The organism is Capnocytophaga sp. ARDL2 (genome assembly GCF_041530365.1).
Lineage (GTDB): Bacteria > Bacteroidota > Bacteroidia > Flavobacteriales > Flavobacteriaceae > Flavobacterium.
Genome location: NZ_CP168034.1, coordinates 1,465,124 through 1,478,019 on the forward strand (window position 1 = coordinate 1,465,124; position 12,896 = coordinate 1,478,019).

General features: G+C 38.4%; 15 protein-coding genes. All 15 read left to right on the plus strand.

Annotated features, from left to right (window positions below; translation table 11 throughout):
- Positions 1–150: 150 nt before the first annotated feature.
- Positions 151–300, plus strand: coding sequence for a hypothetical protein (locus tag AB4865_RS07360; RefSeq protein ID WP_372472631.1), 150 nt, complete (start codon positions 151–153; stop codon positions 298–300).
- A gap of 50 nt (positions 301–350) precedes the next feature.
- A complete protein-coding gene (locus tag AB4865_RS07365) occupies positions 351–599 on the plus strand; it encodes a DUF5053 domain-containing protein (protein ID WP_372472632.1) in 249 nt (82 codons plus the stop codon).
- Between the two features lie 313 nt (positions 600–912).
- Positions 913–1,179: a hypothetical protein gene (locus AB4865_RS07370; protein WP_372472633.1), complete on the plus strand. Its 267-nt coding sequence runs from the start codon at positions 913–915 to the stop codon at positions 1,177–1,179.
- A gap of 142 nt (positions 1,180–1,321) precedes the next feature.
- On the plus strand, positions 1,322–1,516 hold the full coding sequence (locus AB4865_RS07375) for a type II toxin-antitoxin system HicA family toxin (protein ID WP_372472634.1): 195 nt from the start codon (positions 1,322–1,324) through the stop codon (positions 1,514–1,516).
- Positions 1,517–1,547: 31 nt separating this feature from the next.
- Positions 1,548–1,949, plus strand: a complete 402-nt coding sequence (locus AB4865_RS07380; protein ID WP_372472635.1) for a hypothetical protein — start codon at positions 1,548–1,550, stop codon at positions 1,947–1,949.
- 79 nt (positions 1,950–2,028) lie between these two features.
- Positions 2,029–2,205, plus strand: coding sequence for a hypothetical protein (locus AB4865_RS07385; protein ID WP_372472636.1), 177 nt, complete (start codon positions 2,029–2,031; stop codon positions 2,203–2,205).
- 86 nt (positions 2,206–2,291) lie between these two features.
- Positions 2,292–6,407 carry a phage tail tape measure protein gene (locus AB4865_RS07390; RefSeq protein ID WP_372472637.1) on the plus strand — a complete coding sequence of 1,372 codons (4,116 nt, stop codon included), beginning with the start codon at positions 2,292–2,294 and terminating at the stop codon, positions 6,405–6,407.
- A gap of 4 nt (positions 6,408–6,411) precedes the next feature.
- Positions 6,412–7,779 (plus strand): hypothetical protein, encoded by a 1,368-nt coding sequence (locus AB4865_RS07395; protein WP_372472638.1) that lies wholly within the window; start codon positions 6,412–6,414, stop codon positions 7,777–7,779.
- Entirely contained in the window at positions 7,769–9,592 is a 1,824-nt protein-coding gene (locus AB4865_RS07400) for a hypothetical protein (protein ID WP_372472639.1), read from the plus strand. Before AB4865_RS07395 ends, AB4865_RS07400 begins: the two co-directional genes overlap by 11 nt.
- Before the next feature lies 1 nt (position 9,593).
- Complete coding sequence (locus AB4865_RS07405; RefSeq protein WP_372472640.1) at positions 9,594–10,361, plus strand: hypothetical protein; 768 nt, start codon at positions 9,594–9,596, stop codon at positions 10,359–10,361.
- A complete protein-coding gene (locus AB4865_RS07410) occupies positions 10,358–10,855 on the plus strand; it encodes a hypothetical protein (protein WP_372472641.1) in 498 nt (165 codons plus the stop codon). Before AB4865_RS07405 ends, AB4865_RS07410 begins: the two co-directional genes overlap by 4 nt.
- Positions 10,856–10,929: 74 nt before the next feature.
- Positions 10,930–11,394 carry a hypothetical protein gene (locus AB4865_RS07415; protein WP_372472642.1) on the plus strand — a complete coding sequence of 155 codons (465 nt, stop codon included), beginning with the start codon at positions 10,930–10,932 and terminating at the stop codon, positions 11,392–11,394.
- A gap of 178 nt (positions 11,395–11,572) precedes the next feature.
- The gene (locus AB4865_RS07420) at positions 11,573–11,764 is read left to right on the plus strand and encodes a type II toxin-antitoxin system HicA family toxin (RefSeq protein WP_372472643.1); all 192 of its coding nucleotides are present in this window, start codon (positions 11,573–11,575) and stop codon (positions 11,762–11,764) included.
- A 23-nt stretch (positions 11,765–11,787) separates the two neighbouring features.
- The gene (locus tag AB4865_RS07425) at positions 11,788–12,198 is read left to right on the plus strand and encodes a helix-turn-helix domain-containing protein (protein ID WP_372472644.1); all 411 of its coding nucleotides are present in this window, start codon (positions 11,788–11,790) and stop codon (positions 12,196–12,198) included.
- Between the two features lie 336 nt (positions 12,199–12,534).
- Complete coding sequence (locus AB4865_RS07430) at positions 12,535–12,786, plus strand: DUF5053 domain-containing protein (protein WP_372472645.1); 252 nt, start codon at positions 12,535–12,537, stop codon at positions 12,784–12,786.
- Positions 12,787–12,896: the final 110 nt, after the last annotated feature.

Sequence of the window (12,896 nt, forward strand, 5' to 3'; positions counted from 1 at the left end):
CAAGACAATGGAGTAATAAAACTGCGAGATTATCAGACAATCTCGCTGTTTTTTTTATTGAAAAAAAATGAAAAAAAGTTGTTGGAAAATTTGCGTACTATGAAAAATCGCAGTATATTTGTATTGTTAAACAAATAAACCAAAAAGACAATGCAAGAAGAATTGACAAGTCGGGAAATAACCGACAAAGAATGGGAACTCATTCAAGCCATTAGAAACTTTAAAAAAGCCTTTCCAAATGGTGCAAAAAGATTACTTGCTTATGCAAGGCAAATTTTTGAAGAGTTGATTTATGACTAACAAAAAAAGCCCTCTGAAAAAGGGGGCTTGTTAAAAAAAAAAATAAAAATATGGAAATAGTACAAAAACAAGACAATCTCACAATGATGCAAGTATTAGATGAGATTGTATTAGATGTGTCTTGGGGCAGACTTTCAAAAGATTATTTTGGAAAATCAGCTTCGTGGATTTATAACAAACTACATGGAAGAGACGGCAACGGAGGGCACGGAGAGTTTTCAGAAAAAGAAAAAGAAATATTACGAGGTGCATTGGTAGATATTTCTGAAAAAATACGCCACAATGCCAATAAAATATAAGTGTCTTTGATACTTATTTGTTTAACACCCTCGCCCTACCACTCGGTAGGGCTTTTTTTTACAAAAAAATCACTTTTTCACAATTTATTTTGGTTCTAAACAAAAAACATTCTATATTTGCAGTGTTAAACCAAGGGCAACACTTGTATAAAGTTGCAAAATACATCAATAAAGATATAGCACAACCCTAAAAAAAGGTGTCGTATAGTAGTAATACTATACATCAATGAGCGAAAGCCCTTGGTTTAACAGCACCCACTTTTTTAGGGTTTTTTGTATTTTAGATTTTTTAATTTTTTAAATATTTTCAATTATGTTAAACCAAGCAGAAGTTACAGCAGTAACACCAAAATCATTTGAAAACAAATTGAGCCTATGGTTAGCAGAGGCACAAGACTACATCGGTTATCAATTCTCGCAAGAGCAAATCTTTGACCTTATGCGAAATGTAAACTACATCGACGCTACCGACGAAGAAAAGAAACTCATCGAAACCCTTACCTCACTATTCCTAAAACTTAGCTTCATAACCCAAAACGATGCACAAGGCACAGCAAAGTTTATACAGTATTATGAGTAAAGCCTCACCTAAATCCCCTCTCAGCTTCGATTTCGCTCAGCTACCGAGAGGGGCATTTTTTTTGGAAAAAGATGAAAAAATATTTTATAATTGATAGAAATATTGCTATCTTTGTAAAGTCAAACAATAACAGCAAAATACAATGAAACGCTACAAAGTAAAAGAAATTCTTAGAATGCTAAAAGAAGACGGTTGGGAACTTAAAAAACAAGTAGGAAGCCATAGACAGTTTAAACATCCTACAAAAACAGGAAAAGTAACCGTTAATGAAAAAGAAAGTAAAACATTAGACCAAGAAATTTTAAACAGTATTTTCAAACAAGCGGGGTGGAAATAAAACCACCCCCACTAAAAAAATATATAATACAATGAAAAAAATAATAGTAATCGTAGGCTGGGAAAATGGTAATTATTCTGCTTCTTGTGAAGTAGGAGGTGTAGTAGTAGATGTAAATAATGACTTAGAGGCTCTAAAAAAATCTTTTGCTGATTTGCTAAGATTTCATATCGAGGGCTGTGTAGAAGACGGCGATGACATTCCTGCATATTTGGTAAATGGAGATTATGAATTGGAATTTGAATTGCTTATCTCTGCCGTGTTGCACAAATACGACAAAATACTTACACGCTCGGCACTTTCGCGAGTTACAGGTATTAACGAAAAGCAATTAGGACACTATATGAGCGGACACAGAAAACCTCGCCCAGAGAAAAAAGAACAAATCCTAAATGGTATCCGTGCCATAGGAAGAGAATTGGCAAGTGTATAGTTATTGTTTGACAGCGTTTCTTTATGCTTGTTGCCCCACTTAATGTGGGGCTTTTAAGAAAAACTAAAACATATTAATTATGAAAATCACCAATCTCTTTGATTTGCTTATTGTCTTTGTTATTGCTCTTATTGTAATGGCGGTACTGTATGACTCTTTCAAGGAATTTGTTTTTGCAGGTATCGTAATCATAGCATTGGTGCTGTATGTAATCATAGCGGCATATATCAGACAAAAGTTTTTTGATAAAAAATAGTAAAAAGCACTACTGAAAAGTAGTGTTTTTTTTGTCCTTTACCACACCCGAAATGTTTTGCAACTTGCACCAAAATCAATAGCAAGATGTCAAACAAACTATCAAGAACCATCGTATTAAAAGTAAGCGGTAAGCAAGTAGATGAAACTTTTACTGGATTGCGAAAAGTAGTTACCGACCTCGAGAGAGAATTACGCAAACTCACCCCAGGCACAGAAGCCTTTCATCGCAAAGCCGCCGAACTGCGTGAAGCTCGTGAACACTTCAACCGTGTGCGTAATGAAATCAATGAGGTAAACAACGCACTCGACCAAACTCCAAGTTTTCTCAGCAAAATCACCAAAGGTATGCTCGACTTTGGCGATGTTGCAAAAAATATCTTTTCTGTAAATCTCTTTGAAAAAGCCTTTGGCAAATTATCCGAAACAGCTACACAACTTTTAGAAGTATCAGATGCAATGGCAGATGTGCAGAAAACTACAGGTATGGCATCTGAAGAAGTAAAAACCCTTTGGGACGAGTTTGACAAATTCAACACCCGCACCTCGAAAATGGATTTGCTAAAAATTGCCGAAACTGCTGGGCGATTGGGTGTAGCCAAAGAAGAAATGGCAGAGTTTGTACAAGAAATAGACAAAGCGTATGTGGCTCTTGGCGATTCGTTTGACGGTGGATTGGAAGGTGTGGTGAGTTCGCTCGGAAAAATCAAAAACCTATTTGCCGAAACGCGTTCGCAAACCTACGCAGAGGCTATCAACGGTGTGGGGTCTGCACTCAACGAATTGGCAGCAAATGGAGTGTCGAGCGAAAACAACATTGCCCAATTTGCCTTGCGTATAGGTGCATTGCCCGAAGCCATCAAACCCAGCTTGGATAATGTATTGGCAATGGGTGCCGCCTTTGAAGAAAGCGGTGTAGATGCACAAATAGCCGCATCGGGTTACTCCAACTTTATGAAAGTAGCAGGGGAAAACCTAAACAGCTTTGCCCACTCTATGAATATCACCGTAGAAGAAGCCCAAAGACTCTACAACGAAAAACCCGAAGAATTTTTCTTGCGATTTGCCGAGGGTATGAAAGGCATAGATGGAGACACAACTATCAAGATTATGGATAGCCTAAAACTCAAATCGCTCGAAGTGCAAAAAGCCGTGGGTGCTGCTGCCAACAATGTAGGCAAGTTTAGAGATTCTATGAAGCTCTCAAACGAAGCCATGGAAGAAGCCAAGTCGCTAAACCAAGAGTTTAGTACCAAAAACAACAATGCAGCTGCAACATGGGAAAAACTTACCAATGCCGTATCAGAGTTTTTTACCTCTACCAATATGTTCGAAACATTTGAGGGGCTCATCAACGCCCTTGGTTGGCTTACTGGTGTAACAAGAGAGGCTGGAGATGGAGTAAAAGTGTTTAGAGAACGAATGGTGTTGGCGTGGCAGGTGTTGAAGTATTTTATTGCTTCATTGGTAGGCTATCAAGTAGGGTTGAAAGTATCAGCCTTGTTGATGAGCAACCTCACGAGAGCTACTATTGCCAAAGCCATTGCCGACAAAGCACAAACCATTTGGATAGGTATTGTAAACACATTAGAAGCTACAAGAGCAGTAGTTTTGGCATTGGTAACTGGTAATATCAAAAAGGCAAAAAATGCAATGATAGCCTACAATGCTGTAATGAAAGCCAATCCTATAGGGTTGGTAGTGAGTTTGCTTACAGTACTTGCAGTGGCTATTTATAAATTTTACACCAGAGCCACAGACGCTACCAAAGCAGCTAAAGAACTTTCACAGGCTTTTAAAGCCACAAGCGAAGAAGCAGCAAGAGAGGTTACAGAACTTGATAAACTCTATCAAGCCGCTACCGATGTAACCAAATCTACCAAAGAGAGAACAGAAGCTGTAAACGAACTAAGAACCCTATACCCATATTATTTCAAAGATTTATCAGATGAAATTATATTAAACGGTAAAGCCGAAGATTCTTATAATGCACTGAAAAAATCTATTGTTGAAGCTGCAAGAGCCAGAGCCGCTCAATCTGTTATAGAGCAACGCACAGCCCAACGATTGCAAGAAGAAGAAAAACTTTATAAAAAAATTGAAGCTGATAAAGAAGCTATTGAAAAATATAAAAAACGAAAAGATAAAGGTTCACAAAGAATTGAAGGTAGTGGAGACGACAAAGGTTTTACAGTTGATTATGATCAATCCCTAAAATCAAGCGAACAACGATTAAAACAGCACGAAAAAGAACTTAAAGAATTAAAAGAAAAATATGATAAAGAAGATGAGTATCTTAAAGATATTATTGCAAAAAACGAACAAGCTACTCAGGCACTAAAAGAAAACGAACGCCTAAAAAGGGAAGCAGAATTAGAAGCATATAAAAATAAAGAAATACCTGGTAGCAACCGCACAGCATCTGACCAAGCCAAGCAACGCGACGAACAACGCAAAAAAGACTTGGAAAAATCGAAAGAAGCCATAGAAAAAGCCAAAAAAGAAGAGCTAAAAGCCCTGCAAGAACTGGCAGACGAAAAGCTGAAAATGCTCACAACCAATTATGAAAACGAAAGAGCCATACTGCTCAACGAAAACAAAAAAGAAATCGACGCTCACACCCAGCACACCGAGGATATTCGCAAACGCATAGCCGAACTAGAAACACTGCGAGACCAAGCACAATCAACAGAAGCCAAAGGCAATTACAACGCAGCCTTGGCTCACGAGCAAAATGCCCTGCTCAACCATCAGCTGAAGAGAGTAGAACTCGAAAAAACACATCAAACCCAATTGGCTCAGCTCAAAGAAAAATACGACCTGCAACAACAAAAGCAAGAACAAGATGCCCTGCAAAAAGCTTTGGAAACTAAAATTGCCTACCAGGAAGAAGAACTCTTGCAGGTGCAAACTCTCGAAGAAGCCAAAGCCAAACTAAAAGAAGGAGGTTTGCTCGAACTCAACAACAAAGAACTGCGAAATGTTCGCACCCTTGAAGAAGCCAAAAAACTATTGCGAATAAAAGCACAACGAGAGGTCATCGATTGGGAAATACAAAGTATAGAAGAGCAAAAGCAATTGTTGAACGATTTTATCGAAAGCAACAAAGAAATCATTTCTGAAGAGGCTCTGCAAAAACTAAAAACCGACCTTGACGAACTTGACAAAAAGCTCCGTTCTATTCGAGGCGAAAAACAGCAGTATCAAGAAAGCGACCAAGCCAATAAAGATACTGCCAACCGCGAAGCCAAACAGCAGGTAGATATTTTGGGATACAGCGTAGCCGATTGGGAAGATATGTGGGCAAACCTCGACACTACCGAGGGCAAAATTCAAGCCTTAGCAATGGCTGTACAAGGGTTGAACAATGTATTTCAATCGTTCGCCAAATTGCAACAAGCCATCAACGAGCGAGAAATCAAAACCTTTGAGAAAAACCAACAAAAGAAAAAAGATGGTTTGCAACAGCAACTAAACGAAGGGAAAATCTCGCAAGAGCAGTACCAAAAAGGCATACAGGACATGGAAGAGCAAACCGCCGAAAAAAAGAAAGAAATACAACGCCGTGCCGCTGTAGCCGAAAAAGCATCTAACCTTGCCAGTGCCGTGTCCAATACCGCCTTGGCTGTAGTAAAAGCCTTGGCAGTAGCTCCACCAGCAGGATTGATGTTGGCAAAACTCGTAGGAGCATTGGGAGCGGTGCAAATAGCAACCATAGCGGCACAACCCATTCCAGAGTTTGCTCAAGGGGGCTACACCGGAGCAGGAACAGGTAAACCCGACCGCACAGGATTTCGTCCAGCAGGTATCGTACACGAACACGAATTTGTCGTACCCAAATGGATGTTGCAAAACCCTGTTGTTGCCGATGTAGTCGATTGGATGGAAAGCGTACGCACGGGTAGAACGGCTTTAGGCAATAGGCAGGAAGCCGTAGGCAGGAGGCAGTATGCTCAAGGCGGTTATGTGTCTGATACGGTTCATCAATCACAATCAACCAATCACCAATCATCTTCCGATAGTTATCGGAACGCCGACCCTCAATCTCTCATCGCTGTTTTATCAGAATTAAAACAAGTAGTAACCGAGCTGAAAGAAAACGGCGTAGAAGCCTACATGGTAGAAGATGCCGAAAATGGCAAACGCATAAAACGCACCATCAAAGCCTTTGAACGCATAGAAAATAAAAACCGTATAAAATAATCCTATGGAAACAATCGTATTTACACCCAATACACTCACTGTCATAGCCCCAAAACAGCAGGGCTATGAAGTGCCAGTGCATACTGTTTATTACAATTTGCGACTGGGAAATAGAAATTTAACCAATGTAGGATCATCTACTTCTACATCTATAGGGACTACAACATTAAACCCAGGTAATATTACTTTTCAAAACCCAGTAGAAGTGTTTAGTATTCCAATGTTTGTGCAAAATGTAGAAGTAACCTTGGGTGGAAAAATATTCATAACCTTTGTAGAGCCGTTTACATTAAATATTGGAGAGCATACAGGAGCAATAACCTTTAGATGTTTTGGAAAGTTGTACGAATTGCCTATTACCTATAGAGTGATAGTACCAAAGCGTATCAAAATGTCGCCAAAAGAAGTATTTTTTTGCTTAGACAAAGATCCTATCCATGTAGATAGATCTACCAATGCTCACAAGTTTGAAATGCGATTGACTATGCAGATGAAGTCAAATAGTTTGATGCCTACCAATACCATTGTTCAAACCTATGAGTACCTCAGTTATCGTCCTGTTGTAGATGTTTATCCTGGAGACGAAATCAATAGTTTTTTTGAAACAAACTACGCAACCTCTTATTTCATTACGAGATATTATGCAACAAAAGTACAAGTAGAGATTATTGAATATAATGCACAAAATGAAATTATTACTTACGGAGTATTACACAATTTGTATTTCCTGCCAGGTAAAACGCCAAAAGCATTTCCTTTTTTGACCAATGGAACCAAAAGGCGAATATATGATCGTAGCAAAATAGCCGTAAGTGCCTTGTACAATTCTCCCGATTTAGCACATTTTATTTCAAAAGACGATGGTCCTACTGCTCCTACAATACCTCCCATTGCAGATCCAAACTCTTGGGAAAATTACAAAGTGATGAATTGGACTTTTGAGAGATTAGATGTAATTCCTTCTGGAGTTGTGTATAGAGAGACAACGATAGATTTTGTCAGTGTACCCATGCCCAACGGTTCTCAAAACATTATTCACCTGTTTTTTGAAAATCAAAACCGTGTGATGGATTGGTTTAGTTGCGTAGGCGAAGTAAAATTTACCAGCGAATTTTCCCATCTGCAAGACGAAACCACAGGACAAAAATTTGGTTCGCTCGAAACACAAACCCTTATCCTACATACAGGATTTATCTTAAAAGAAGAAATACCACTGATCAACGAATTGATAAAAAGCAATGAATGTGTGATACAAATAGGGGAGGAGTTTTACAAAGCCAAACCCATTTCACAAAAAAACGAAATCTACGATACAGAAAAACATCTGTACGCCATGGAAATCGAATTTGAAATAAAAAGAAATGCAAGATAAATTCATCTCAACCACAGGAATACAAATAGCGATGGACGGTATAGATTATAGTTATACAGAAGAAAATCCACGCTTTAAAGATAGTTTTTGGACCAACTATATTCTGCCTATAGACCTGTATTATACCCCAGAGGTGCTTACAGGTTTGGGCAATTATGCGTCGTTGTATGCCAGTGAATGGCAACGCTATCACGAAGGTACACATATTTTTGAAGGCAAACTGCGAAAAGCCAAAATGGAAGTATTGGAATTTGGCAAACACAGCATCAAAGTACAAATAGATAGTGGGTTTGAAAATTTGCCCAATTTTGATAAAAAATTAGCCGATTTGCCGTTGCTTGTAAAAGCTGTTCCAGATATTTACACCCATGCCAACCAAATTGTAACTCAGTCGTACCCCGATACAGTGTATAATTTTCCAAAAATATATACTAGCGAATACAATTTAGAATCTACCGAATGGAAGTATTTCGATAGTTTTTACAATAACCGGGCTTTGTACGAAAGCCCCGACGGCAACAAGCACTTTTTGCGTAATCGCATAGAGGGGGCAAATTACGAAGTGTATAACAAAAACATTATTCAACCATTGCCCTATATCAAATATGTGTTGCAAAAAGGTTTTGAAGATGCAGGATATATTTTGTCTGGAGATATTTTGCAAGACGCATCATTGGAGCAAATTCTTTTGTGGAATGGTGGAAAAATAGAACAAACCAACAGAAAAGAAAAACTCGAAACCCAAGAAATAAAGATACTAAAATCAGATATAGACCCCGTTACTCGCAAGTGGACAAAAAAGTTGTACATACACGCACCAGGTAAATATTATTTCAAACTTACCAATAATAACACAAATGCTGATTATGTACAAGTAAGTTCGCCACAGTTACCAGCCAATAAGATTATGTTTACTTCTCCAGGAGCAGGATTGTTGTTTGGTATTCATTATTTGATTTATGTAGATACGGCACCAGCCGAGCAAGGAGTAGAATTGGTAGTATATTACAATCGTGAGCTTTCGCAATCTTATATCGATAGTTTGGGAGTAGATGATGTGATAGAAACGATTACTATCAGTCCGTATGGATATGGAGTGGTGCAAGGCGAACCCATTCATTTTGTGTATAACGAAAACGAAGTGAATCTAAAAAAATCTGTACCAGATATGACATTTGGCGAATTGGTAACAATTATCAAAAATCTAAAAAATTATGATTTGACCATAGAAGGCAATCTTGTGTATATGAACAAAATCAATCCATCATCGGAAATAAAAGATTTCAGTAAGCACGAAACCGACAATCCTACTCGCAGTTTTACCGACAAAACCGCCTTTTTACTCAAGTTTGCCGACCATGAAAGCAATCCATTGAAAAATATTTATTTCACCGAAAACAGCTACCAGCTCAATAAAGAGTTTGTGCCTGAAAACACCACCGAAATCAATATCAACCTGTTTTGCCTACCATTGGAAAGTTTTCGCAATTCATACACGGCACGAGCCTACAACGAATCGGCTTTGATGCTGGTGCATTACGATGGTCTCAATGCCGATGGCGACAATCACGCTACCGAACCCATAGGTGTACTCGACGAAAGCGTAGCTGTAGAACTACAACCATGGTATTTGCAACGATTGACCAACTATACCTATCGCTGGACCTTTATTGCCGATAAAAATCACATACGCAATTACGACATCAGAGATAGTATTTATTGCTATGGTCGCAAACATCAAATCAAAAGTTGGACAAAACGCAGTATATCAGCCACACATTACGCCGTAGAAATCGAAACAGAAACCTATTAATATGACTTGGAACGACCTTACCCCACACCAGCAACGCGAAATCATACACGCCTTGCATCACGAAACCGACGAACAACAGCAAATGCTCTCACTCATCCGTGCCTTGTTGATGAAAAAAAATACTTGGTTCGACTATTATCGCATGCGTAAAACCCTGCGAAATACCCCCATTAGCAACCTTGTAGAGCAGTTGCAATTTCTCAACGAAAAACCCACACTCTACGAGTTTCCTCACATCAAAGGATTACAAGCTCCCGCCCCACGCATGGGCGATATTACCATAGAGCAGTACGCACTTTGCGATACGCTGTATCATAGATACCTGCCTCCCCTAACCCCTCCCGAAGAGGGGAACGCTCCCTTTCCTTTGGAGAGGGCTGGGGTGAGGCACTTACGCCAACTCGTAGCCTGTATATATCGCCTACCTGGCAAAGGATTTGACAAACAGCTATTGCCACAAGTAGCCAAAAACACAGACCTGCTACCAGTGAAAGAATTGCAACGCATAGCCTTTATATTTTTTTGTATAAAATTGTATATAGCCGACAGCTATCCGTCGATTTTCAAACCCAAAACCCTTCCGGCAGACGATGCACCAGTGTTTGGCAAAAAACAGCAACACACACCCTTTTCGCAAATTATTGTGATAATGGCTGCCGACGAACTCCGATTGCTGGGCAACCTAAACGAATGCAAAAAAACACTATTGTACGATTTCTTTAGTGCCTTTTTAGAAAGTAGAAAAATACATAAACAGCAGGAAAAATGACCTCATACAACCAACTAAAACAGTATTTTGCTCACATAGTAGAGCAGTCGCAAGACATCAACGATTACACAGGCTATTTTGCCAGAGAACTGCACAGCAAACAAGGTAGCTACGATGGTGTGACCTATCCGTGCCTTTCGCTATTTGGATACAGCATCGGCATAGAGGGCGAAGAGCTAAACAGCGTAGCCGTGCGTTCGATGAATTTTGGAATATTGATAGGCAATGTACCAGCCGACGATTACGAAGCTCAATACCAAGCCATAGACCAAGCCGAAACCATAGCCTGGAAAGTAATCGCACGATTGCGATACGACCACAACGATAAAACACATTTTCTCTACAACGCCCTGCTAAAAAACAGCATAGAAGTACGCCCTATAGAATTGGAAGGTGTAGGATTGTTTGGTGTAGAAGTAGCCTTTAAGCTCAAAAACCGCCAAAGCCTAAAACTCGACCCCAACGATTGGAAAGATGTGGAGAAAATTTGCTAATGTGAAAATTTGGAAATTTGGAAATTTGAAAATTTCTAAATTTCTAAATCTCTCAATCTCTAAATGCGAAGCCCATGGAATACCGTTCAGAACTCGACATAGCCAAGCAATCAGAAAAGATGCTTACACAGGCACTGCAACATCAAACCCAGCGATTTGCCGACCATTACAACCGCCCTGCTGGTAACAAGTCTATAAAAGATGCTGTAGCCAAAGCCAAAGTAAAGCGATATGGCAAAAAGCGAGACGGCAATCAGAAAATATATATGCGTTCGCTATCGATACAAATGGCACGGCACGGCTTTGTACATCATTTTGGAATAGACACTACCCGAAAAGGCGGTGTGCGTAATCGTACCAAACCCAAAGCTACAACCTACCATTATGCAGCCCATTATTATCGATTGAAAGCCACACCCTTTTTGGATACAGCCATAGAAAATAGTGGGGTAATCAATTATGTAGCCGACAACATCGCCCAATTACGAGCCGATGCCTTTGGCGAAGAATTGTTGTTTTTGGTATCGGGAAGGTATTAAATATCATCATAGCTATTCTGATGCTGAAAGTAAAAAATATTTTTTAGGTAATTAATCTCACCGCCCTACAATCGTAGGGCATTTTTTTTTGAAAAAAGATGAAAAAAAGTTGTAAAAATATTTTGATATTAATATTAATATCAATATCTTTGTAATGTTAATTTAAACGAGGTAAAAGATGAAGTATTCAGAATTAGAAAGATTGCTCCGGAAAAATGGTTGTTATGACACAGGAAAGCAAGCAAATGGTCATCCAGTATGGTTTAGTCCGATAACAGGACAAAAGTTTAGAACAAGTAACCATAAGTCGGAAGAGGTTAAAATAAAAACATTAAAGTCTATTAGTAAACAATCGGGGGTTAAAATTTAGCCCCCAAACAAAAAATAAAGATTATGAATAGAGTAAAAGCATTTATAGAAAGAGGCAATGATGGGAGTTATGGCGTTTATGTAGATTTAGAAGATGAAACGCTAAATTATGGTATTCACGGTGATGGTTCTACAGTGGAAGAAGCTATAAAAGATTTTGAATTGTCTTATCTTGATATGAAGAAAATTCACGAAGAAGAAGGAATTCCATTTGTAGAAGCAGAATTTTCTTATCATTACGATGTACCTTCCTTTTTAAATTATTATAGTGGGTTTATATCATTGGCTGGGCTTTCAAGGCTTACAGGTATCAATCAAGGGCAATTGAGCCACTATCTGAATGGATACAGAAACCCAAGTGAAAAAACCGCTCTAAAAATACAAACCAAAATTCAAGAATTTGGTAAAGAATTACAGCAACTTCATTTCGTTTAAATTAACACTTATAACTATCTGAATGCTGTATCGCCCTACAATCGTAGGGCTTTTTTTTTGAAAAAAATGAAAAAAAAGTTGTTGAGAATTTCGTATATTGTAAAAATTTACAGTATATTTGTATTGTTAAAATTTTAAAAGTATCAAAAATGAAATTAACCAAAAGTGAAAGAGAACTGATAGAAGCTATCAGAGATTATTTAAAATCAAGACACAATCCGTCATTAACTTTAGAATTTGAAGCAAGGTACTTATTTGACAAGATAATGGAGGGCAATAATGAGTAAAACAACAATACCGCTCGACAAGGGCGGTGTTTCAAAAAAAATAATATTTATGGAAATCACAATCAATCAAAAAGCATCGTACAAAGAGCAATTACAAGATATTATAGTAGATATATCGTGGTCAAAAATATCATCAAAATATTTTGGTAAATCTGTTTCTTGGATTCACAACAAACTTTCTGAAATAGATGGCAATGGCGGAAAAGGAGGTTTTACCGAAGAAGAAGCACAACAATTCAAAGGAGCATTGTACGACCTTTCGGAAAGAATACGCAAAACCGCAGACAATTTCAAAGCATAAGTTTTTCATTTTGATACTTATTTAATTTTTTAACATCCTTGCCCTACAATCGTAGGGCATTTTTTTATTCCTCCCCAACCCCTCCCAAGGTGGGGCTTTTTTTGAAAAAA

Bases quoted from the DNA above. Each gene is read 5' to 3' on its own strand.
- AB4865_RS07400 (WP_372472639.1), top strand. From the start codon at position 7,769: ATGCAAGATAAATTCATCTCAACCACAGGAATACAAATAGCGATGGAC.
- AB4865_RS07395 (WP_372472638.1), top strand. From the start codon at position 6,412: ATGGAAACAATCGTATTTACACCCAATACACTCACTGTCATAGCCCCA.
- AB4865_RS07415 (WP_372472642.1), top strand. From the start codon at position 10,930: ATGGAATACCGTTCAGAACTCGACATAGCCAAGCAATCAGAAAAGATG.
- AB4865_RS07390 (WP_372472637.1), top strand. From the start codon at position 2,292: ATGTCAAACAAACTATCAAGAACCATCGTATTAAAAGTAAGCGGTAAG.
- AB4865_RS07420 (WP_372472643.1), top strand. From the start codon at position 11,573: ATGAAGTATTCAGAATTAGAAAGATTGCTCCGGAAAAATGGTTGTTAT.
- AB4865_RS07410 (WP_372472641.1), top strand. From the start codon at position 10,358: ATGACCTCATACAACCAACTAAAACAGTATTTTGCTCACATAGTAGAG.
- AB4865_RS07385 (WP_372472636.1), top strand. From the start codon at position 2,029: ATGAAAATCACCAATCTCTTTGATTTGCTTATTGTCTTTGTTATTGCT.
- AB4865_RS07365 (WP_372472632.1), top strand. From the start codon at position 351: ATGGAAATAGTACAAAAACAAGACAATCTCACAATGATGCAAGTATTA.
- AB4865_RS07425 (WP_372472644.1), top strand. From the start codon at position 11,788: ATGAATAGAGTAAAAGCATTTATAGAAAGAGGCAATGATGGGAGTTAT.
- AB4865_RS07360 (WP_372472631.1), top strand. From the start codon at position 151: ATGCAAGAAGAATTGACAAGTCGGGAAATAACCGACAAAGAATGGGAA.
- AB4865_RS07430 (WP_372472645.1), top strand. From the start codon at position 12,535: ATGGAAATCACAATCAATCAAAAAGCATCGTACAAAGAGCAATTACAA.
- AB4865_RS07375 (WP_372472634.1), top strand. From the start codon at position 1,322: ATGAAACGCTACAAAGTAAAAGAAATTCTTAGAATGCTAAAAGAAGAC.
- AB4865_RS07380 (WP_372472635.1), top strand. From the start codon at position 1,548: ATGAAAAAAATAATAGTAATCGTAGGCTGGGAAAATGGTAATTATTCT.
- AB4865_RS07405 (WP_372472640.1), top strand. From the start codon at position 9,594: ATGACTTGGAACGACCTTACCCCACACCAGCAACGCGAAATCATACAC.
- AB4865_RS07370 (WP_372472633.1), top strand. From the start codon at position 913: ATGTTAAACCAAGCAGAAGTTACAGCAGTAACACCAAAATCATTTGAA.